Source organism: Pseudomonas sp. MIL9, assembly GCF_016887925.1.
Lineage (GTDB): Bacteria > Pseudomonadota > Gammaproteobacteria > Pseudomonadales > Pseudomonadaceae > Aquipseudomonas > Aquipseudomonas mohnii.
This window is the reverse complement of the sequence record NZ_JAFEHE010000006.1, coordinates 43,012-64,578: the sequence shown is the minus strand read 5'-3', so window position 1 is coordinate 64,578 and position 21,567 is coordinate 43,012. Positions and strand designations below refer to the sequence as shown.

Sequence of the window (21,567 nt, the reverse complement as noted above, 5' to 3'; positions counted from 1 at the left end):
ATGTTGGCCTCTCTGGCCCTATCGCGAGCAAGCTCGCTCCCACAGGGTTATTGGGCGATCACAAAACCCGTGGGAGCGAGCCTGCTCGCGATGGGGCCGGTACTGACTGCACAAATCCCGGCTAAACGCTCAACCGCAACCGCGCCAGATCCCGCAACGGCGGCGCGCCGAACAAACGGCTGTACTCGCGGCTGAACTGCGAAGGGCTTTCATACCCGACCCGATATCCCGCCGCTGAAGCTTCCAGTCCTTCGGCCAGCATCAAGCGTCGCGCTTCCTGCAATCGCAGTTGTTTCTGGTACTGCAACGGGCTCATCGCCGTCATCGCCTTGAAACGATGATGCAGCGTCGACACGCTCAGGTTCACTTCCTTCGCCAGATCATCGATGCGCAGCGGCTGTTCATAGTTGCTGTTGAGCCATTTGATCGCCTGGCTGATGCGATGGCTCTGGCTGTTGGTGATGGCGATTTCGTACAACCGGTGGCCCTGTTTGCTGCGCAGCAGTCGATAGAGAATTTCCCGTCGAATCAGTGGCGCGAGCATGGCGATGTCTTTCGGCGTGTCGAGCAACCGTGCCAGTCGCAGCACTGCATCGAGCATCGCGCTGTCGAGCCGCTCGACATAGAGCCCGCGCCCGGTCGGCCGGGTGGGCACGCCAAGCGGACCCGCGTCGGCGATCAAGGCAGTGATTTCTGCGGGGTCGATGTCCAGCCGCACGGCCAGGATCGGTTCTTCGGCCGAGACGTTCACCACCCGGCCGCTAAGTGGCATCGAGACGGAGACCACCAGGTAATTGAGCGGGTCGTAATTGAAGAATTCATCGGCGAGCCGAACTTCCTTGCGCCCCTGGGCCATGATGCACAGCGCCGGTTGCGCCAGTACCGGGGCGAAGTCGTGGTTTTGGCTGTGGCGCGACATGAACAGCGAATCGACAGCGGTGGCATAACTGCCATCTTCGGCGGTGTTGCGACGAATGATCGCCGCCAGTTCCGCGCGCTGTTTCTCCCTGTCGGCGTTCAGCGGGGCTTGAAAGTGATCGAGTGACGACATGGGAGGCATCCTCGGCAAGGTTGGGTTGACGGGCAGAGCATAAGTTTGTGCAAGTCACGGCGGTAGACACATCCTGCCGGATGCTTGCCTGATTCTGCATGGGCGTTGCCTTTTACCCCGACAAGACCGGTCAGAGGCGGCAAAACTTGCTTGAAACTCGCAGGGCAGAAGCGTGACAGTGTTTTGCGCATTGTTACAATCAGTCCACACACTCTCGCAGGATTGTGCAACGTCCCGGCAGAAATCGACTAACGAGCCACGCACGCCAACCCTTAACCTTTGATCCTGTCGCAGCCCGTCCCCCGGCTGCCACACGACTCCCTGGGAGGGTTGAACATGTCTAAGCAGATCCCCGTCAGTCATATGGCCTTTGTTCGAGCGCGCGCCGGACGTTCGCAGGAGCTGGGTGTGCGCTTGAGCGCATTGATCGAGCCGTCTCGCGCCGCGCCAGGCTGCCTGAGCTTTGCCTTGCAGCATTCGCAATGCGACCCCGAGTTGTGGCTGGTCTGCGGTTTCTGGACTAACCAGCAGGCCATGAGCGCGTACTTCAGCACCCCGGCCATGGAGATCTTCGCCGAGCTGGTGCAGGAACTGGTGGTCAATAGCCTGGATTTTCACACCTTCAGGGATGTGTCGGCGGCGCAGGCCCTCCGCCAGTCCGGGGCTGCGGTACACAAACTGGCTGGTTGAGGGTTTAATGGCAGCATTCTCAACCAGTCAGGATGCGCGACATGGCACGCAAAGCCTTTGAAACCTTCGAAGCCGTATCGGCGGTCGTTCCCCGTGAAGGCGGGTATTACGCCGCAATCGCCACCAAAGCCATCGGTGGCTCGGGGGCGCCTCGCTTCAATAAACTGCTGGAAGAGCAGACGTTCAAGACCGCCAAAGAAGCGGACGAAGCGGCCGCTCTGCAGTTGACCCACCTCAAGGGTGTCAGCGAAGACGGCGCCCTGATCTGGTAACTACCTGACCGCCCCGGGGCGATACATCTTGAACAACGCCTCAGGCCCCAACTGGAAGTAGTCCGCCGGTCCGCCGCCGCGCAGAATCGGCTCTGCTGCGGCGGTGTCGTATACACCGTCCTTCAACAGTTTCCTGGCGATATGCACGGCGACCACTTCGCCCAGAATCAGCCAGCTCGGCACCACATTCCCGTCCGCCCGCTGCAACTGAATGATCTGCGTGACCTTGCACTCGAAGGACACCGGGCTTTCGGCCACCCGTGGCACTGAAATGACTTTCGAGGCAACGGTGGTCAGCCCGGACAGCTCGAATTCGTTCACCTCTGGGCCAACCATGGCGCAGCTCTGGTTCATCTGTTCGGCCAATGGCCGGGTCGCCAGGTTCCAGGCGAATTCGCCGGTCTGTTCGATGTTGTTCAGGCTGTCTTTACGTCCGATGCTGGAAAAACCAATGATCGGCGGAACGTAGTTGAACGCGGTGAAGAAGCTGTAAGGCGCCAGATTCAAGTGGCCATTGGCATCCTGGGAAGAAATCCAGCCAATAGGGCGCGGCCCGACGATTGCGTTGAACGGATCATGGGGCAGGCGGTGGCCCTTGGCGGGTTCGTAATAGTGGATATCGTCGGGCATGGGGCAGACCTGGGCTTTTCGAGAGAGGGTCATATTGCTGGCGACGATGACTAATTTCCAGTCAATCGCAAGAGTTGGGGTCTTCTATGGGGACCCTGTGGGAGCGAGCTTGCTCGCTCCCACAGGTTTTTTGCGGTTGTCGTTTTTAGTGTTCTCCATAAAGGACTAAGCCCGGCCGAAGCCGGGCTGTGGTGCCGCGATTGCGGATCAGCTGATGGAAGCGCCGCCAGTGCGGTCGTAGCCATCTTCGGCGACGGTGGCGCCGCCAGTGCGGTCGTAGCCATCTTCGGCGACGGTGGCAGAACCGGTGCGGTCGTAGCCATCAGCGGCGACCGTGGCCGAGCCAGTGCGGTCATAGCCGTCTGCTGCAACGGCGGAGCCGGTACGGTCAAAGCCGTCGGCGGCGAAGGTGTTGGCGGTCAGTACGGTGAGGGCCAGGGCGAGGAACAGTTTGGTTTTCATCTTCATTTCTCCAGATTCGTTGGCGGTTGTGTCTTGGGCATGGGTCTCATGCTACGCCAATTAAACTGATTAAAAAGCGCAAATAAATGCTAAAAACAATCGATTAAATAGATGTTAAGGCCCGCAGATGTTTTCGCTTTCAAGGTTTGAGTGAGCGCATCGCAGTTAATCGATCAGGCAGGTTCAGGGTGGTGGTTGAGCATTAACTCGTGATTAATCCGGCTCTCGCGGCCGTGAAGGTTTTTTCATGCCATGCCAAACAAAAAAAGGGGCAGACCCATGACGGTCTGCCCCTTTTGATCGTGACGCGGCTGGACTTAGTCCGTGACGATCCGCGAATGTTTGCGGGTGTCTTTCATGGTGATGTACACCAGCAGCGATACGGCAATACAGGCAGTGACGTACCAGTAGTAACCGGTTTCCATGCCGATGCTCTTGAACCACAACGCGATGTATTCGGCGGTGCCACCGAAGATCGACACGGTCAGCGCGTAGGGCAGGCCAACACCCAGGGCGCGGATTTCGGTCGGGAACAGTTCGGCTTTGACTACCGCGTTGATCGAGGTGTAGCCGCTGACAATGATCAGTGCCGCCATGATCAGGAAGAACGCGCCCCACCAGGTCTGAATGGTGTGCAGGGTGGTGAGGATCGGCACGGTGAACAGGGTGCCCAGGATGCCGAAGGCGATCAGGATCGGCCGACGACCGATTTTATCCGACAGGCCGCCGATGATCGGTTGCAGGCACATGAACAGGAACAGCGTCGCAGCGGAAATGGTGGTGGAGTCGGAAATGCTCATGCCGACGGTGTTCACCAGGTATTTCTGCATGTACGTGGTGTAGGTGTAGAACGCCAGGGTGCCACCCATGGTCAGGCCGACCACTGTCATCAGTTCCTTTGGATGACGCAGCAAGGTGCGCATCGCGCTTTCCTTGGCCTTTTCCTTCTTGGTGAACGATTCGGTTTCTTCCATGCCGCGACGCAGGTACAGCGCGACAATGGCGCAGAGTGCGCCGATGGCGAACGGAATGCGCCAGCCCCAGGCGTACAGCTCCTCGGTGGTCAGCAATTGTTGCAATACGATCAACACGGCCAACGCGATGAGCTGGCCGGAGATCAGGGTTACGTACTGGAAGCTGGAGTAGAAACCGCGGCGTTCCTTGGTCGCCATCTCACTCAGGTAAGTGGCCGAGGTGCCGTACTCGCCACCGACCGACAGGCCCTGTAGCAAGCGGGCGAACACCAGCAGGATCGGCGCGCCGATGCCAATGATTTCATAGCCCGGGCTCAGGGCGATCAGCAGCGAGCCGAAGCACATCAGGTACACCGAGGCCATCAGGGCCTTTTTGCGCCCGACCTTGTCGGCATACAGGCCCATCAGCCAGCCACCGATCGGACGCATCAGGAAGCCCACGGCGAAGATTGCGGCGGTGTTCAGCAGTTGTGCAGTGGTGTCGCCTTTCGGGAAAAAGGTCTTGGCAAAGTACAGGGAGAAAGCGGCGTAGACGTACCAGTCATACCACTCGACCATGTTGCCGACCGAGCCGCTGAAGATCGACTTGATACGGCTGGAGGTGGTGCGTTCTCTTGTCGGCACGGCAGCCGACCCACGGGGCAGGGTATTGGAGTTATCCATTGAAGGATCCTTCGTCTAATTATTGTTTGTGGAGCGCGCGTTAACGCAGCCTGCGGGGGCTATAGCAGGAGGTGTGCCAAGGTGGAGAGGGCCGATTTAGAGGGGTTGGAGCGATCTTGTGAGCGGAAATCCGCTCATTAAAAGTTGGGTGTGAGCGAAAAGTTGCTCATGGGGGGATGTTGCCTGGACCAGCCCCTTCGCGGGCAAGCCCGCTCCCACAATGACCGAGCTGATCGCGAGTTTTGCCTACCGTATCGGCCTCCTGTGGGGAGCGGGCTTGCCCGCGAAGAGGCCATTAAAGGCGCTGGAGAATCAGTTTTCTTGCAGGAACATCTCTCGACTCAAGCCATGGCGCTGCATCTTTTCGTTGAACGTACGGCGTGGCAGTTGCAGTTCTTCAAGCACGGCCTTGACGTCACCCTTGTGCCGGGTCAGCGCCGCGCGCAAGCACTGCGCCTCAAAGGCTTCCTGCTGGGCCGCCAGCGACTGCCCAGGGTCGATGCCAGCAGGAACAGGTTCGCCAAGCCCCAGCACCTGACGTTCGGCGACATTCGCCAGTTCACGCACATTGCCTGGCCAGTCGTGGCTCAGCAGGTGGCTCAACTGCGGGCCGCTCAGCGGCGCGAAGGTGCGCCCGAGGCGTTCGGCGGCATGGCGGGCGAACGATTCGTACAACAACGGAATGTCTTCGCGGCGATCGCGCAACGGCGGCAGACGCAGCTCGGCGACGTTCAAACGATAAGCCAGGTCCTCGCGAAAACGCCCGGCCCGTGCTTCGTCGAGCAGGTCCGGCTTGGTCGCGGCAATGATCCGCAGATCCACGCGGATACTCTGGTTCGAACCCAGGCGTTCCAGTTTCTGTTCCTGCAACACGCGCAGCAGCTTCACCTGCTGTGCCAGGGGCATGCTTTCGATCTCGTCGAGAAACAGCGTGCCGCCGTCGGCGTATTCGAGCTTGCCGATGCGTTTGCCCTGGGCGCCGGTAAACGCACCGCTCTCATGACCGAACAGCTCGGCTTCAAACAGTTGCTCGGGGATGGCTGCGCAGTTCAACGCCACAAAAGGTTTGTCCGCCCGCGGGCCGAAGTCGTGCAGGCAGCGGGCAACCAGTTCCTTGCCGCTGCCGGTTTCACCACGGATCAGCACATTGACCGGCAATGCAGCCAGCTCCAGCACCTGACGGCGCAAGGTCTGCAAGCCACGGGACACGCCCAGCAGCGTGGCATCGAGTTTGGCGCGGTTGTCCGCCTGTTCATGCAGGGCACGGTTCTCCAGTACCAGCCGGCGCTTGTCCAGCGCGCGGCGCAGGCTGCCGAGCAGGGCTTCGGGGCTGAAGGGTTTTTCCAGAAAGTCGTAGGCGCCGTCACGCATCGCATCCACTGCCATCGGCACGTCGCCGTGACCGGTCAGCAGGATCACCGGCAGCTCGGCATCACGCTGCTGCACTTCGGCCAGCAGTTCCAGGCCGCTCATGCCGGGCATGCGCACATCGCTGAGAATCACCCCGGCAAAATGTTTCGGCAACTGCGCCAGGCACTCGTCCGCTCGGCTGAACAACTGCACATCGAAACCCGACAGGCTCAGCCATTGTTCGACGGCGCTGCGGATGCTGCTTTCGTCGTCGACCACCATCACGGAATTCAGCATGAGCCATGGGCCTCCAGGTCGATGGGCAGGGTAAGGGAGAACACTGCGCCGTTGTCGCGATTGCCGGCCGTCAGGCGTCCGCCCGATTCGTGAGCGATTGCAAAGGAAACCGCCAATCCGATGCCCAGTCCATCGCCGACCGGTTTGGTGGTGAAGAACGGGTCGAACACTTTGGCCAGGTTCTCTTCGGCAATGCCGCCACCGTTATCAATGACGCTCAGGCGCCACAATTGCTCATCGGCTTCGAGACGGATTTCCAGGCGCTTGCAGGGTTTATCCTGCATCGCGTCCAGTGCGTTGCGCAGCAGGTTGATCAGCACCTGTTCCAGGCGAATCGCATCGCCGCGCACCCAGGCCGGGCGGGTCAGGTGCAGCACGGTGCTGACCTGTTCATCACGCAATCGGGTGTCGAGCAGCTCCAGGGACTGATCCACCACTGCGGCCAGATCCAGGCGTTCGCGCAAGCCGCTAGGGCTTTTGCGGGCGAAGGTTTTCAGGTGGCCGGTGAGGGCGGCCATGCGCGTCAGCATTTCATCCACGGGTTTGAGCGCCTTGTAGGCGTCGTCGACGCGGCCGTGGTCGAGCAGCAACCTCAGCGTGGCAAGTTGCATGCGCTGGGCAGTCAAAGGCTGATTGATCTCGTGGGCGAGGGCGGCGGACATCTGCCCGAGGGCGGCGAGTTTGGCCGATTGCACCAGGCCTTCCTGGGCGGTGCGCAGATCGCGGGTACGCTCTTCCACCAGTTGCTCAAGCTCTTCGCGGCTGCGCTGGCGCATTTTTGCCAGACGCCAGCGCTGGTTGAGGAACAGCAGCAGAAACACCAGGGTCAGCCACAGGCCGGCAGCGGCGAGGGCGGCGTTGCGACTGTCTTCGAACGCCACTTGTGGGCGACGCAGCAGATGCAGGGTCCAGCCCTCGGCGGTCAGCGGCAGGGACTCCCAAAGGTAATCTGCGTTGCCGTCCGGACCATCGACCCGTGCCAGCTCGCTGTTTTCGTCGAAGCGGCGCAGCGATTGATAATCAAGCGGTGTCAGGGGCTGCTTGTCGTACTGGCGTGTGGCCTTGAGTTCGGCGTGATCGCTGTCGTTCAACGGCTTCAATTGGCGATAACGCCAGCCCGGCTGGTTGGCGATAAAAATGATCCCGCGCGCATCGCTGACCAATAGCGTGTCGCTGCCCTGACGCCACTCGCGTTCCAGCTCGGGAAACTCCAGTTTGACCACCATGGCCCCGAGAAACTGCCCGTCGTCATCGGTGACGGCGCTGGACAGGAAGTAACCCGGTATCCCACTGGTCACGCCCACGGCGTAAAAACGCCCGGTGCCCTGGGTGCGCGTCTGACTGAAGTAAGGACGGAAGCCGTAGTTGTGACCGACGTAGCTGCTGGGCAGGCGCCAGTTACTCGCCGCCACGGCCAGGCCGTTGCGATCAAGCAATTCCAGGGTCGAGGACTCGGCGGCGCCGTTGATTTTTTCCAGCTTGCGGTTCAGCACGTCCTGTTGCTCGGGGCTTACCGGGCCATTGAGTGCTTCGCGTAACTGCGGGTCCAGCGCCAGCACGGAGGGCAGGGCACGGTAACGTTCGATCAGGGTATGCAGTGACGTGGCGTACAGCGCCAACTGCTGATTGGCCCGGGCGGCGTCTTCGACCATGGACTGGCGCATGGTGTGACGCATCGCCAGGGTGGCGGCGATGGCGGCACCGGCGATGATCAATACGATATAGAGCGCCAGGCGCAGGGATCGGGAAGTAGGCAGCATCAAACGGAGATCGGACCAATGACAGGGGTCGCAAGATAGCATGCGGACCCTCTTGCGCCGTACTCATCTCATACGTTCAAGTCAATACGCCGGGCTTTCCCGCTCTGCGCAGAAATTTGCTCGACTGCATACAGGTATCCATTCGTCGGAACTGTCAGTTTTTACAGGTTGTTTCATCGTCGCGAACCAAGATAAAAACAGCGTTACAAGTGTTGGCGAACGTGCCGGGCACAGGAGAGGTGAGATCATGACAAGCAATAATGAACTCCGGATGGCGGGAGAAAATGAACCAGACTGGGAAGTACTGCCATCTCCCATAATCACGGCGCCCGTCGCGACAATCGTTAGTCGTCGATTTAACGTTGATGCAGTCGTACCGGCACCCACTTACTCCAAATGGAATCTTGATTTCTTCAGAGCCAGCAATAATGAAAAAATCAAAAGATATAGCGGTGACGGAGGGGTCATTTTTATAAGATTTCAGGTGCCCGATGAGCTACCTATAGGTGAACAGATTTACTTTAGGATCCAATATAAAAACTTACTATATAGCCATTGGGCAAGGAGTCATAACTTTAAAATTGGTCAGGTTCACCCATCTACGCCAGTAATTACCCAACCCGGAACCGTGCGGGTACCAAAACCGGAAATACAAGGAACGGGCGGTATGGCGGGTGCTACGATCGAACTTTATGAAGCCGGTGTCGGTACCGTTCTATTCGGAACAGCGACAGTACAATCAGATGGCTGGAAGACCGTGCTTACGCAGCCGTTGTGGATGGGTGATCCATTCAGACTGACCGCTATTCAGAAGTTGAATGGTGTGGTGTCCGAATGGGCGAGCCCGGTCCTTTTTGCTGTGCTGTTCAGGCCAGTGATCACTGATGTAACCATATCTGCTGACGGAAAACCTACTATCAGTGGAACGGGGGGGCTCAAAGGCGCCACGCTTGAGATCTGGAATTCGGGCGGGGGCGGGGGCGTTTTATTATCCACGACGGTTGAGTCCGACGGAAGTTGGCGGGTGTCTGCCCCGACAGCATGGGGATCAGGAAATTACATAATTACTGCCAGGCAGATCGGCAAGGTCACAGGGGGGGACTCCGATTGGGCAGTTGATAAGCCGTTCACGATTTGACCGCCCGATCCTGCGATCTCCGGTCACCGTGGTTGGGTAGCCAGGTGCTTGAATGGTTTAAAACTTTGTCGTTGAAAATTGGGTATTAATGGATAAAAAAGCCGCGCTGTCGTAAATACAGCGCGGCTCTTTTTGGCTTACGGTTTAATACTTACTGCACTTCCACCGCCAGGCTGTCACTGATCTTTTTCTGCCAGATGGCAGGACCGGTGATGTGTACCGACTCGCCGTTGCTGTCGACTGCAACAGTGACCGGCATGTCTTTCACGTCGAACTCGTAGATCGCTTCCATGCCCAGTTCGGCGAAAGCCACCACGCGGGATTTCTTGATGGCTTGCGCCACCAGGTAAGCCGCGCCGCCGACAGCCATCAGGTAGACGGCCTTGTAGTCCTTGATCGCCTCGATGGCGGTCGGGCCGCGTTCGGATTTGCCGATCATGCCCAGCAGGCCGGTTTGCTCGAGGATCTGACGGGTGAACTTGTCCATCCGCGTCGCGGTGGTCGGGCCAGCCGGGCCAACCACTTCTTCACGGACCGGATCGACCGGGCCGACGTAATAGATGAAGCGGCCCTTGAGGTCGACCGGCAGGGTTTCACCCTTGTTCAGCATCTCGACCATGCGCTTGTGCGCGGCGTCGCGACCGGTGAGCATCTTGCCGTTGAGCAGGATGGTTTCGCCCGGCTTCCAGCTCTGCACTTCTTCCGGGGTCAGGGTGTCGAGGTTCACGCGACGGGCCGACGGACCCGCTTCCCAGACGATTTCCGGGTAGGCGTCCAGCGGTGGCGCTTCCAGGGACGCCGGGCCGGAGCCGTCGAGCACGAAGTGTGCGTGGCGGGTGGCGGCGCAGTTCGGGATCATGCACACCGGCAACGACGCGGCGTGGGTCGGGTAATCCATGATCTTCACGTCGAGCACGGTGGTCAGGCCGCCCAGGCCTTGGGCGCCGATACCCAACTGGTTGACCTTCTCGAACAGCTCCAGACGCATTTCTTCGATGCGGTTCTGTGGGCCGCGGGCCTTCAGTTCGTGGATGTCGATGGATTCCATCAACACTTCCTTGGCCATCACCGCGGCTTTCTCGGCGGTGCCGCCGATGCCGATGCCGAGCATGCCCGGTGGGCACCAGCCGGCGCCCATGGTCGGAACGGTCTTCAGCACCCAGTCGACGATCGAGTCGGACGGGTTGAGCATGGCCATTTTCGATTTGTTCTCGGAACCGCCGCCCTTGGCCGCCACGTCCACTTCCACGGTGTTACCCGGAACGATGGAGTAGTGGATAACGGCCGGGGTGTTGTCCTTGGTGTTCTTGCGAGCGCCTGCCGGGTCGGCAAGGATCGATGCACGCAGGACGTTTTCCGGCAGGTTGTAGGCGCGACGCACGCCTTCGTTGATCATGTCGTCCAGGCTCATGGTGGCGCCATCCCAACGCACGTCCATGCCCACGCGGACAAACACGGTCACGATGCCGGTGTCCTGGCAGATCGGACGGTGGCCGGTGGCGCACATGCGCGAGTTGATCAGGATTTGAGCGATGGAGTCACGGGCAGCCGGCGATTCTTCACGCAGGTAGGCCTCGTGCATCGCCTGGATGAAATCCACGGGGTGGTAGTAGGAAATGAATTGCAGGGCGTCGGCAACGCTCTGAATCAGGTCGTCTTGCTTGATCACGGTCATGAGTCGCGCTCCTCTAAAAGACGGGAACATTCAATAAGGTGCTTGCAGCTTGGGTGCATCGGTCGGTTGCAAGCACCTTTCAAGGCACGCCGGGCATGCTGGCGCGACGCTAAAAAGGCGCGGCAGTATAACGCGCCTCGGTTCCGTAAACACCCGCCGGCAATCAATCGTTGGTCGCATACAGGCAGCAGCAGGTTTGAAACGGGCAGATAAAGGCATATTGCTTTTGTGGCGAGGTGGCTTGCTCCCGTTGAGCCGCGTGTATTCCTGTTATCCACCCTCGAAAATAGGATGGTCATTTATCGGCCACGCCACTAAAGTGACATACGGTCTGTAGAGTAGGACGCTCTGTCAGTCTCCTTTCATTCGGTGAGTCAACGATTGACCCATAACGCCATCCAGCGACTGTTGCTCAAGCGTTTCGCCCTTGCGGCCGGCACCTATGCCCTGGCATTGGTATTGCTGTGGCTGGCGTTTTTTACCGGGCACTATGAAGAGTCGCTCTCCGGCGTTGCCATTGGCAGCGCACTGGTGGTCATCAGTCAGGCGACGCTGTTTGCACTGTTCTATTCGGGCCTCAACCTGCGCTTTGCCGACCCCAGCCTGACCGAAGCCCAAGTGTTGCTGGGGCTGGGGTGGCAGACCTGGCTGATCGCACACCTGGGGGATGCCCGTGGGGCGTTTCTGGTTTTTTACGTACTGATTCTGCTGTTCGGGCTGTTCCATCTGTCCCGTCGCTCATTTGTGCGTTGTGCCTCGCTGGTGTTTTTCAGTTTCAGCGCGATCACGCTGTGGGAGGGCTACCACTTCCAGTTGCCTGACCCGGCATTGGCGGCGTTGCAGGTGTGCGTGCTGTTGATCGTGCTGGTGTGGCTGGTGCTCTATGCCGGTTACGTACAGGCTTCGCGACACCGCATGCGTCAGCGGCGATTTGCCTTGCAGGCGCACCAGGACACGCTGCGCGGGATGATGCGTCAGCTCGAGGACCTGGTGGCCACCGATGAGTTGACCGGGTTGTTCAATCGCCGGCATTTCCTGCGCCTGGCGTCCCGCGAGTTGAACGCCATGGAGGTGGGTGTCGTGCATGGCCTGGCGCTGATCGATCTCGACCATTTCAAGCGTATCAACGATCTGCACGGCCACGCCGCAGGCGACCAGGTGTTGCAAGCCTTTGCCGGCGTGGCCTCGGCCTGTCTGCGCGACGGTGACGTGCTGGCCCGTTATGGCGGCGAGGAGTTCGTGGTGCTGCTGCCCGATTGCGATCCCGAAAGCTTGACCTCCTGTTGCGAGCGGCTACGCATCGCCTTCACCGATGTCGAATTGATTGGCCTGAATGTGCGCAGCCTCAGCCTGTCCGCCGGCATGACCCTGCTGGAACTCGGGGATGATCTTGACGATGCCTTGCAGCGCGCCGACCAGGCGCTTTATCGCGCCAAACGCGATGGCCGCAACCGTTGCGCGGCGGCCTGGGAAAACGTCGATGCCTGAGTTGCGTGTTGGCGACCGTCAATGGTCGGTGGCGGCGGGCAGTAATCTGCTGGATGCCCTGAATCAGAACGGCGTGTCGGTGCCCTACAGCTGTCGTGCCGGCAGTTGCCATGCGTGCCTGGTGCAATGTGTGCAAGGGCTGCCGAGCGACAGCCGTCCCGATGCCTTGAACACGGAACAGCGTCGGCAAGGCTGGCGCCTGGCCTGTCAGTGCCAGGTGGTCGAGGACCTGCAGGTGCACACCTTCGACCCGCAGCAGGATGGCCAGCCGGCCGAGGTCGCCGCCGTCGATTGGCTGAGCGCCAGCGTGTTGCGTTTGCGCCTGACCCCGCAGCGGCCATTGCGCTACAGCGCCGGCCAGCATCTGGTGTTGTGGGCGGGCAATGTGGCGCGGCCTTACTCCCTCGCCAGCCTGCCGCAAGATGACCGTTTTCTGGAGTTTCACCTCGATTGTCGACAGCCCGGGCAATTCAGCGATGCGGCGCGTCAACTGAAGATCGGCGATGGGATCCGTCTCGGCGAGTTGCGGGGCGGGGCCTTGCATTACGACCCGGACTGGCACGAGCGTCCGCTGTGGCTGATGGCTGCGGGCACCGGACTGGGGCCGCTGTTCGGGGTGTTGCGCGAAGCGTTGCGCCAGGATCACCAGGGTGCGATTCGTGTCATTCACCTGGCCCATGATGCCAATGAGCATTATCTGGCCAAACCCCTGCAAGCCCTGGCGGCGAGCCGGGCGAACCTGAGTATCGAGCTGTGGACCGCGGCCGAGCTGCCGGCGGCTTTGGCGCAACTGCGGCTTGTTTCCCGGCAAACCCAGGCCTTACTCTGCGGAGCCCCCGACAGCATCGACGCCTTTGCCCGACGCCTGTACCTGGCGGGATTGCCGCGCAATCAACTGCTGGCCGATGTGTTCCTGCCCCGTGGTTGAGCGCTGATCTTTCAGACGCGAGACCTGTCATGACCGATGCCATCCAAGTTGAACGCGAACGGGGCCTGCTGACCCTGCGGCTGAATCGCCCCGACAAGAAAAACGCCCTGACCCGCGCCATGTACAGCCACTTGGCCGAAGCGCTGAAACTGGCCGACCACGACCCTGAAATCCATGCCGTACTGATCACGGGTTCCAGTGAGTGCTTCACCGCCGGCAACGACATCGCCGATTTCATCCAGCAACCGCCGAGCGGCCTCGACAGCCCGGTGTTCCAGTTCATGCTCAACCTGCTTGAATGCCGCAAACCGGTGATCGCGGCGGTGGCGGGTGCGGCGGTGGGCATTGGTACGACCCTGTTGCTGCATTGTGATCTGGTGTACGTCAGCCGCGATGCGCGTCTGCGCATGCCATTCGTCAACCTCGGTTTGTGCCCGGAATTCGGTTCCAGCCTGATCCTGCCTCGCTTGCTCGGGCAGGCCAGGGCGGCGGAGTTGCTGTTGCTCGGTGAGGGGTTCAGCGGTGAGCAGGCCGCCGCATGGGGCATTGCCTGCGAAGCCTTGGGCAGTGGCGAAGAGACGTTGGCCAAGGCACGGGAAATGGCGCTGCGCTTCGAGTCGCTGCCGCCGGAAGCGGTGCGCATCAGCAAGCAATTGATGAGAGCGCCGGATCGGGAGATGTTGCGCAAGGTCATAGAAGAAGAGGGTGCGTTGTTTACACAACGGCTGCGTTCGCCGGAGGCATTGGCGGCGTTGACCGGGTTTATTAAACGGCATTGAATCTTCGCAGACTGGGCTGGCCTCATCGCGGGCAAGCCCGCTCCCACAGGATTTTGTGTTCGGCACAGGTTATGTCAACGACACCGGCTGCTGTGGGAGCGGCTTGCCCGCGAAGAGGCCGGATCAGACAACACACCTGTCGAATCAGAAAACAAAAAAGCCCCGCCATTCACACGGCGGGGCTTTCGTTTTTCAACGGTTAGTCACTCAGACCATCGGGTCGCCAACGTGCAGGATTTTCATGCCGTTGGTGCCACCGGTGGTGTGGTAGCTGTCGCCCTTGGTCAGGATGACCCAGTCGCCTTTCACCACGATGCCGCGCTTGACCAGCTCGTCGATCGCCTTCTGGCTGACTTCGTTCGGCGCCAGCGAAGCCGGATCGAACGGAATGGTGTACACGCCACGGAACAGCGCCGCGCGAGCCTGGGCTTCACGGTGCGGGGTGAACGCGTAGATCGGCACCGAGGAACGGATGCGCGACATGATCAGCGGGGTGTAGCCGCTTTCGGTCAACGCGATGATCGCTTTCACGCCCGGGAAGTGGTTGGCGGTGTACATGGTCGCCAGGGCAATGCTCTCGTCGCAACGAGTGAATTCCTTGCCGATGCGGTGGCTGGACGTCTTGCTGGTCGGGTGCTTTTCAGCGCCGACACAGATGCGGGCCATGGCCTGCACGGCCTCCAGCGGATACAGACCGGCGGCACTTTCCGCAGAAAGCATCACGGCGTCGGTGTAGTCGAGCACGGCGTTGGCCACGTCGGACACTTCAGCACGGGTCGGCATCGGGTTCTGGATCATCGACTCCATCATCTGGGTCGCCACGATCACGGCCTTGTTGTGGCGGCGTGCATGCAGAATGATTTTCTTCTGGATGCCCACCAGCTCGGCGTCGCCGATTTCCACGCCCAGGTCACCACGGGCCACCATCACCGCGTCGGATGCCTGGATCAGGCCGTCGAGGGTTTCGTCATCGGCCACGGCTTCGGCGCGTTCGATCTTCGCCACCAGCCAGGCGGTGCCGCCAGCTTCGTCGCGCAGTTGACGGGCGTATTCCATGTCGGCGGCGTCACGCGGGAACGACACGGCGAGGTAGTCGACCTGCATTTCGGCGGCGAGCTTGATGTCAGCCTTGTCTTTTTCGGTCAGGGCCGGTGCGGTCAGGCCACCACCGCGACGGTTGATGCCTTTGTGGTCCGACAGCGGACCGCCGATGGTCACGGTGCAGTGCAGTTCGGTGGCGGTGGCGGTATCGACACGCATCACGACGCGACCGTCGTCGAGCAGCAGCTCGTCGCCCACGCCGCAGTCCTTGACCAGGTCCGGGTAATCGATGCCGACCACTTGCTGGTTGCCTTCGGTCAGCGGATGGCTGGTGGAGAAGGTGAATTGATCACCGATCTTCAGCTCGATGCGCTTGTTGGCGAATTTTGCGATACGGATTTTCGGGCCTTGCAGGTCACCCAGCAGGGCCACGAAGCGGCCATGCTTGGCAGCGAGATCACGCACCAGCTTGGCGCGAGCCTTATGCTCGTCGGGGGTGCCGTGGGAGAAGTTCAGACGGGCGACGTCCAGGCCAGCCAGAATCAGCTGTTCGAGAACTTCCGGCGAGTTACTGGCCGGGCCAAGGGTGGCAACGATTTTGGTACGACGGACGGACATGCAAAGACTCCTGAGTTCAAGCGCTGAGTGAGGCTACTATGGTCCGAAGTTGTAGTCATTGTTCGTAAGCACTACTTATTGCTTTCTTTATTGAACCTGGCAACTTTGCGCCCGGCGGCCTGAAGATTTCCGCTCGCGGGTCGATACAGCGTTCAAGACAGGAGATCCCCCATGCGATTCATGCTCATTGCCGCCCTTGCCCTCAGCGCCACGGGTTGCGTTCGTTTTGCGATGAACCATCATTTGAACAATGCCTATAGCGCCTATGACCGGGGTAATTGCGAGCAGGTGATGCTTGAGTTGTCCAAGGTCGAGCGTGATAGTCGGGCGCGACCTTACGTGTGGCCGGAAGTCTCGATGATGCGCGGTCAGTGCCTGGAACGGCAGAAGATGTTTATCGATGCGGCTCAGACTTACCAATTCATTATCGCGACCTATCCGCAGAGCGAGTACGCCTACCGCGCCCGCGCCCGCCTGGAAACCCTGCAGAGCCTGGGCCACTACCCGACTCGCAGTGCGGCAGTGGTGCGTCCGACCCGGTTCTGATGTCAGTGGTCATCTGATGTCTGGCCTACCGGCAGTGGTGAGCTATAGTCGAATAGACCGGTTTTAGAGCCTTGTCTCTAAACCGAGGTAACACCTGTGATCGGCAGATGTAAGCGGCAGCGGTTTTCGGCGACTGTCGCACCGGGATCGGGGAGAGCGGGCCGCCCGTGGCTGTCAAACCACACCAGGCAGGTCTGTTCCGAAGCATTGGTGCGGCCCTGCTTAGGGGCCTTGCATAGCGAATTCAGCATGTTCACTGACCGCCGGATCGAGCGGCATCAACTGCCGTATTTTCTGAAAGTGTTCAACAGCATCACCGACAAACCCATCGGCTTTCTGGGCAACGTGTCCGAGGACGGGCTGATGCTGATCAGTCAGTTGCCCCTGATGATCGGCGCGGACTTCGATTTGCGCCTTAAGATCCCCGCCAGCGATGGTTGCCAACAGGTCATCGACCTGCAGGCGTGTTGCCTGTGGTGCCACGAAGACGCAACCCCTCAGCACTATGACGCCGGGTTCAGCTTGCAACGCCCACCGCCGGAGTATGGGCAACTGGTAGAGGCGTTGAAGCAGTACTTCAGTTTTCAGACGTTGCCGGCTTCGGCGTGACAGGCAAAGGTTGCAGCCAGCAACTGGCTGCGACTTTTTTGATATCGGGGGCCTCAGTCTGGCTTGCGATCAAGACCCTATACCTCTAGCAACCATAGCCTCTTGAAGGCATTTCCTGTCGCAGATGGGTAGTGGCGAATGACCGCAGGTGACCTGTGAAAAATAAGGTTGGCTGGATAAATAGAACGGTTTTTTCTGAATGTTTGGAAATTAAATTGTTCCTGGTTATGCCTTTTTTATCTTGAGAACTGTCAGATCTGACAGTGGTTGGTTCTCCTGCTTATGGGGTAATTTTTGAATGCGTTCTTAAATTTCCTGAGGAGTTACTGAAATGAGTGTCGAAAATACAAAAGAGTCACGCGTGACGCAGTTCGTAATTGCGGAAGATTTTGCAGACGGTGACTTTCGAGAGGTGGGTGAAGGCGAGCCGTTTACCGATGAATTTTGGAAAGATGTTCCGGTTGATGTTTTTCATCACCAGCATAAGCGTGTTGCAGAATTGAAGGGCCAATTGCAATACCAATATAGATTTGACGGTTCGACGGTGTATGTCAGAACTTTGGCCTATTATCTGACTAGTCGGCCGGCTAACAGTCATTGGAGTAGGGCAAATTTGGATATTCAACTTGAAGGTCTTATTACACATCGGGTTAACTCGCCTGATGCAATGAGCCAAAATTTTCAGTGGCATTCCTATATTGCATATGCGAATGTTTCTTTTCAAGAGGGGAGTGGTCCGTTTTTTAATGTTCGAATTGAATATGATGGAAAAAATAATGGCGTTGGTGAGACTGAAAGTTGGGGGAATAAAGTTCAGCTCGTGCGTCGCCCATAATTAGCTGTCGGTTGTGTTTTAAAAGTATTGATGGCTGTCGCTTCTGGCAAGCGGATTTCTCGCTTTTTGGTCAATGAAATAAGGTTTTTCGGTTTTTGGCGACGGCATAGCCATGATTTATTTTAGTTTGGTTTTTTGCCGTATATTCGTCATGAATATGTTGTCGTCGGTTTTTTTTTTTTTTTTTTGATCTGCTTTCTGTAGAGGTTGTCGATTGTATGGCTGCTGCGGGGTTATGAGTGTTTAGCTCTAAGATATAGGCGGCGTGGTTTGACTTTATTGGTTTTTTTTGGGGGGTGTAGGGTTTTTGATCGGGTTTTTACTTGTTGTAGGAAAGGGGGGTGGGTTTTGCCAGGTTTGGGGGCGCATAGCGCTTGAAGTTGATGTGTTGTGCAGTTATTAGTTTGTTGTGTGAGGTAATTAGCGTTGTTGGGGCGTTGTCGGGCGGGGTGGTGCGGTTACGTCAAAAAAATGCGCAAATATTCACGGCGTCTGGGTTAATAATTATTTTGTTGTGGGTTTGAGTGTGTTAATGGTTTTGTTGTTTTGATTTTTTTTAGTTTGAGTATCTCGTTGATAATACTAAGCCGAGCTCTCAACGCGTAACATTCAGAACCGATACGCCATTTGTACTGAACTCGTTATGGAGTTCGTTCCGTTTATTCAAGAAATCTACCGTACCGCAGTATGCCATTGCCTTGGACTCGCGTGGCCTACCAGTCAATTGCCGGAGGCTGTCATTTTCGCGAAATTTGCGTAATTAATGAAATTTCAGCCCTGGCCACGTCGCTAATGTTGGCGTACGCCGAGCTGGCTGAACAAGTTGCCCACAGCCAGTAACTGGCCACTGTAGCGGCAGGCGAAATTCGGACAGACGCGAATATGAAAGCAGAGAGAGGATGGCGCGTGTTGTAGACAACTGATCGTGCCGAGGAGTAGCCGAACGGCAACAGGTAGACAAATCGTAACAGGTTACGCAGTAGCGACGCGGACGAGTCAATGGGTGTGCCGTCATCCGGCACCACGCGCCGGCCCATCCACTGTTCGCCCAGCGAGCATCCCTGATTGGAGACTTCGAAAGGCACCATGTACCACTGGCTCACGGCGAAAATCTGTAGCGAGCCCAGCCCTGCGCCGAGTTTTCCACGCATCGCCAGAACAATGAACTGCAAGCCGAGGATCAAACCACGCAGCATCAGGCCGAAGGAGAGCGCCGGTATACCAACCATCAACCCGGCTGGGCGCGGTGTGAGATCGATGCCCTCGGGCATTTCGACTTGATGCCGCGTATCCAGGAGGAACAGCATCGTCTTCCTTAGCTGCGCTGTAGTCTCTCGCATAAGCAACTTGATGATGTGGCCTGAGCAGGATGGACTCTCGAAAGGATGCAGGCAGTTTCTCCGGGGCATACGACATACCTTGTAACGCACGCCAAGCAAGCAACGGTGCGTGAACGACAAGATTGCTGGCCGGGGCGGGATGTGAACGCCTAGACTTTGCCGATCTTCAGTTCAGGAATAGCCCGTGACCTCCATCTTCTGGTACGACTATGAAACGACGGGCATCAACCCCCGTTGCGATCGCCCACTGCAAATGGCGGGACTGCGTACCGACTTCGATCTCAATGAAATAGACGAGCCGGTCAATCTCTATTGTCAGCCCAGTGATGACATCCTGCCGCATCCGGCGGCCTGCGCGATCACCGGCATAACCCCGGGCCAATTGGCCGAGCACGGCCTGAGTGAAGCTGACTTCATGACCCGGGTGCATGCCCAACTGGCGGCGCCCGGTACTTGCGGTGCGGGTTACAACACCTTGCGTTTCGACGACGAAATGACCCGATACAGCCTCTATCGCAACTTCTTCGACCCGTACGCGAGGGAGTGGCAGGGTGGTAACAGTCGCTGGGACCTGATCGATGTGGTGCGCGCGGCCTATGCCTTGCGCCCCGATGGCATCGTCTGGCCGATGGATGAAGAAGGCCGGGTGACCCTCAAGCTCGAGCGCCTGACCGCCGCCAACGGCATCGACCATGGCAACGCCCACGAAGCGCTATCGGATGTACGGGCCACTATCGCGCTGGCGCGGCTGATCCGGGAAAAGCAACCGAAGCTGTATGACTGGCTGTTCAATCTGCGCAGCAAGCAGAAGGTGTTGGATCAGATTCGACTGCTGCAGCCGATGGTGCATGTCTCCGGGCGCTTTTCCGCGGCGCGCAATTACGTCGGTGTGGTGTTGCCCCTGGCCTGGCACCCGCGTAACAAGAACGCCTTGATCGTCTGTGATCTGCAGCTGGATCCTCAGGGTTTGCTCGACCTGGACGCCGAGACATTGCGACAGCGGTTGTATACCCGTCGCGAAGAACTGGCCGAAGGTGAGTTGCCGGTCCCACTCAAGCTCATTCACATCAATAAATGCCCGGTGGTGGCGCCGATGTCGGTACTTCGCCCGGAAGATCAGCAGCGGCTGGGGCTGGATATGGCGCTTTATCAGCAGCGTGCGCTGCGGCTAAACGATGCGCAAAAAGTTTGGCAGGATAAAGTTTCGGCGATATACGCCCGGGAGGATTTCTCCGCGAATCAGGACCCGGAACAACAGCTATACGACGGTTTTATCGGTGATCGCGATCGACGCCTGTGCGAACAAGTGCGAATGGCCGATCCGACACAATTAGCGCAAGCGCAATGGCCGTTCGATGATGAGCGTTTGCCGGAATTATTGTTTCGATATCGCGCACGTAACTTTCCCGATACGTTGAATTTCGACGAGCAAGAACGCTGGCGATTATTCTGTCAGAAACGTTTGTCAGTGCCTGAGTGGGGAGCGCCCAATACCCTGGAAAGTTTCGTACAGACCGCAGCCCAACTGAATGTTACTGCGACACCGTTTCAAAAATCGGTGCTGAATGAATGGCAGGAATATGTCCAGGTGTTGCGTAAACGTTTGAGTCTTTGAAAACGAAAATCCCCGAAGCCTGAACTCCGGGCATAAAAAAACGCCAGCGCATGCTGGCGTTCTTTTGGGTCGCAGATCAGTCTGCGACAAGCGCTGCGGCTTAGCCCAGCAGGGTAGCCCAGCCTTCAACCACGTCGCCGCCCCACTTGGCTTTCCACTCTTTCAGAGTCTTGTGGTTGCCACCTTTGGTTTCGATGACTTCGCCGTTGTGCGGGTTTTTGTATTGTTTAACTTTGCGAGCACGCTTGGTGCCGGTAGTTTTTACTGCGCCGCCGCGTGGAGCTTTGGTTTTGGATTCTGGATCCAGCAACGCGATGATGTCGCGCAGGGACTTGGAGTATTCGCCCATCAGGGTGCGCAGTTTGCCTTCGAATTCCAGCTCGGTTTGCAGTTTGTCGTCTTGGGACAGGTTCTTCAAACGGGCTTGCAGCTCTTTGATAGCTTCTTCGGTGGCGCGATATTCGTTGATCAGGGACATGATGACTACCTTATGCAGGTCATAGGATGGCAGGGAACAGTGTCGCAATAATAGTCAGGGTGTTTCATCAAGTAAACATTAAAGGGAGGTTTATTTAATTTAGTCGCGATGAAAATCGCCGCACAATGGATGTGCGGTTAAATAGTGCGATACACCGGCGCGGATATTCACAATTGTATGCTTGTAGATGTTTAACAACGCTGCTGTTACCGCCGGTTGCCGACGGCGGCAAAGGTCCTGTCGCTGGCGTTCGGGCAAGGTGCTACGTCATCAATACTGCAGTTTTGCTGCGCAATCGTTAGAATGCCCGCCTTTGCGAAGTTCTGGA

General features: G+C 58.3%; 19 protein-coding genes and 1 pseudogene. 10 read left to right on the top strand and 10 right to left on the bottom strand.

Annotation, left to right across the window (positions count from 1 at the left end; translation table 11 throughout):
- Positions 1-121 precede the first annotated feature (121 nt).
- On the bottom strand, positions 122-1,051 hold the full coding sequence (locus JQF37_RS08660; RefSeq protein ID WP_130204533.1) for an AraC family transcriptional regulator: 930 nt from the start codon (positions 1,049-1,051) through the stop codon (positions 122-124).
- A 336-nt stretch (positions 1,052-1,387) separates the two neighbouring features.
- On the opposite strand from JQF37_RS08660, the gene JQF37_RS08655 reads away from it, so the two are divergent.
- Both JQF37_RS08655 and JQF37_RS08650 read left to right on the top strand, forming a co-directional pair.
- A complete protein-coding gene (locus JQF37_RS08655) occupies positions 1,388-1,741 on the top strand; it encodes an antibiotic biosynthesis monooxygenase family protein (protein WP_130204535.1) in 354 nt (117 codons plus the stop codon).
- A 41-nt stretch (positions 1,742-1,782) separates the two neighbouring features.
- Positions 1,783-2,013, top strand: coding sequence for a hypothetical protein (locus tag JQF37_RS08650; RefSeq protein WP_103403936.1), 231 nt, complete (start codon positions 1,783-1,785; stop codon positions 2,011-2,013).
- On the opposite strand, the gene JQF37_RS08645 is transcribed toward JQF37_RS08650, so the two are convergent.
- The 5 genes from JQF37_RS08645 to JQF37_RS08625 form a co-directional block, all read right to left on the bottom strand.
- Positions 2,014-2,643 (bottom strand): flavin reductase family protein, encoded by a 630-nt coding sequence (locus JQF37_RS08645; RefSeq protein WP_130204537.1) that lies wholly within the window; start codon positions 2,641-2,643, stop codon positions 2,014-2,016.
- Positions 2,644-2,850: 207 nt separating this feature from the next.
- Positions 2,851-3,105: a hypothetical protein gene (locus tag JQF37_RS08640; RefSeq protein WP_130204539.1), complete on the bottom strand. Its 255-nt coding sequence runs from the start codon at positions 3,103-3,105 to the stop codon at positions 2,851-2,853.
- Between the two features lie 317 nt (positions 3,106-3,422).
- Complete coding sequence (locus tag JQF37_RS08635; RefSeq protein ID WP_047532584.1) at positions 3,423-4,742, bottom strand: MFS transporter; 1,320 nt, start codon at positions 4,740-4,742, stop codon at positions 3,423-3,425.
- 312 nt (positions 4,743-5,054) lie between these two features.
- Positions 5,055-6,389, bottom strand: coding sequence for a sigma-54 dependent transcriptional regulator (locus tag JQF37_RS08630; RefSeq protein WP_103403940.1), 1,335 nt, complete (start codon positions 6,387-6,389; stop codon positions 5,055-5,057).
- Positions 6,383-8,149 (bottom strand): ATP-binding protein, encoded by a 1,767-nt coding sequence (locus JQF37_RS08625; protein ID WP_130204541.1) that lies wholly within the window; start codon positions 8,147-8,149, stop codon positions 6,383-6,385. The genes JQF37_RS08630 and JQF37_RS08625 overlap by 7 nt, the downstream gene beginning before the upstream one ends.
- A 247-nt stretch (positions 8,150-8,396) precedes the next feature.
- Here JQF37_RS08625 and JQF37_RS08620 point away from each other — a divergent pair, with 247 nt between their 5' ends.
- On the top strand, positions 8,397-9,287 hold the full coding sequence (locus JQF37_RS08620) for a hypothetical protein (protein WP_204149616.1): 891 nt from the start codon (positions 8,397-8,399) through the stop codon (positions 9,285-9,287).
- 151 nt (positions 9,288-9,438) lie between these two features.
- Here JQF37_RS08620 and JQF37_RS08615 read toward each other — a convergent pair whose 3' ends face one another.
- Positions 9,439-10,962 carry a fumarate hydratase gene (locus tag JQF37_RS08615; protein WP_130204545.1) on the bottom strand — a complete coding sequence of 508 codons (1,524 nt, stop codon included), beginning with the start codon at positions 10,960-10,962 and terminating at the stop codon, positions 9,439-9,441.
- Between the two features lie 381 nt (positions 10,963-11,343).
- Here JQF37_RS08615 and JQF37_RS08610 point away from each other — a divergent pair, with 381 nt between their 5' ends.
- The 3 genes from JQF37_RS08610 to JQF37_RS08600 are packed head-to-tail and all read left to right on the top strand — an operon-like array spanning position 11,344 to position 14,157.
- On the top strand, positions 11,344-12,450 hold the full coding sequence (locus JQF37_RS08610; RefSeq protein WP_130204547.1) for a GGDEF domain-containing protein: 1,107 nt from the start codon (positions 11,344-11,346) through the stop codon (positions 12,448-12,450).
- Complete coding sequence (locus JQF37_RS08605) at positions 12,443-13,378, top strand: iron-sulfur-binding ferredoxin reductase (RefSeq protein WP_130204549.1); 936 nt, start codon at positions 12,443-12,445, stop codon at positions 13,376-13,378. Before JQF37_RS08610 ends, JQF37_RS08605 begins: the two co-directional genes overlap by 8 nt.
- Before the next feature lie 29 nt (positions 13,379-13,407).
- Positions 13,408-14,157, top strand: a complete 750-nt coding sequence (locus tag JQF37_RS08600) for an enoyl-CoA hydratase-related protein (protein ID WP_130204551.1) — start codon at positions 13,408-13,410, stop codon at positions 14,155-14,157.
- A 207-nt stretch (positions 14,158-14,364) separates the two neighbouring features.
- Here the strand turns inward: JQF37_RS08600 and pyk are convergent, their stop codons facing one another.
- A complete protein-coding gene (gene pyk, locus JQF37_RS08595; protein ID WP_090464694.1) occupies positions 14,365-15,816 on the bottom strand; it encodes a pyruvate kinase in 1,452 nt (483 codons plus the stop codon).
- Between the two features lie 171 nt (positions 15,817-15,987).
- Between pyk and JQF37_RS08590 the strand changes: the two genes are divergently transcribed.
- The 3 genes from JQF37_RS08590 (at position 15,988) to JQF37_RS08580 (ending at position 17,806) form a co-directional block, all read left to right on the top strand.
- Positions 15,988-16,362, top strand: a complete 375-nt coding sequence (locus JQF37_RS08590) for a hypothetical protein (RefSeq protein WP_047532566.1) — start codon at positions 15,988-15,990, stop codon at positions 16,360-16,362.
- A gap of 249 nt (positions 16,363-16,611) precedes the next feature.
- The gene (locus JQF37_RS08585) at positions 16,612-16,971 is read left to right on the top strand and encodes a PilZ domain-containing protein (protein WP_130204553.1); all 360 of its coding nucleotides are present in this window, start codon (positions 16,612-16,614) and stop codon (positions 16,969-16,971) included.
- A 331-nt stretch (positions 16,972-17,302) separates the two neighbouring features.
- Positions 17,303-17,806 (top strand): hypothetical protein, encoded by a 504-nt coding sequence (locus JQF37_RS08580; protein ID WP_130204555.1) that lies wholly within the window; start codon positions 17,303-17,305, stop codon positions 17,804-17,806.
- Positions 17,807-18,712: 906 nt separating this feature from the next.
- On the opposite strand, the pseudogene JQF37_RS08575 reads toward JQF37_RS08580, so the two are convergent.
- Positions 18,713-19,146 (bottom strand): annotated as a pseudogene (locus tag JQF37_RS08575) (RDD family protein); the annotation flags it as partial.
- Between the two features lie 184 nt (positions 19,147-19,330).
- Here JQF37_RS08575 and sbcB point away from each other — a divergent pair.
- Positions 19,331-20,761 carry an exodeoxyribonuclease I gene (gene sbcB, locus JQF37_RS08570; protein ID WP_204149615.1) on the top strand — a complete coding sequence of 477 codons (1,431 nt, stop codon included), beginning with the start codon at positions 19,331-19,333 and terminating at the stop codon, positions 20,759-20,761.
- 100 nt (positions 20,762-20,861) lie between these two features.
- On the opposite strand, the gene mvaT is transcribed toward sbcB, so the two are convergent.
- Complete coding sequence (gene mvaT, locus JQF37_RS08565; RefSeq protein WP_007933316.1) at positions 20,862-21,239, bottom strand: histone-like nucleoid-structuring protein MvaT; 378 nt, start codon at positions 21,237-21,239, stop codon at positions 20,862-20,864.
- Between the last annotated feature and the right edge of the window lie 328 nt (positions 21,240-21,567).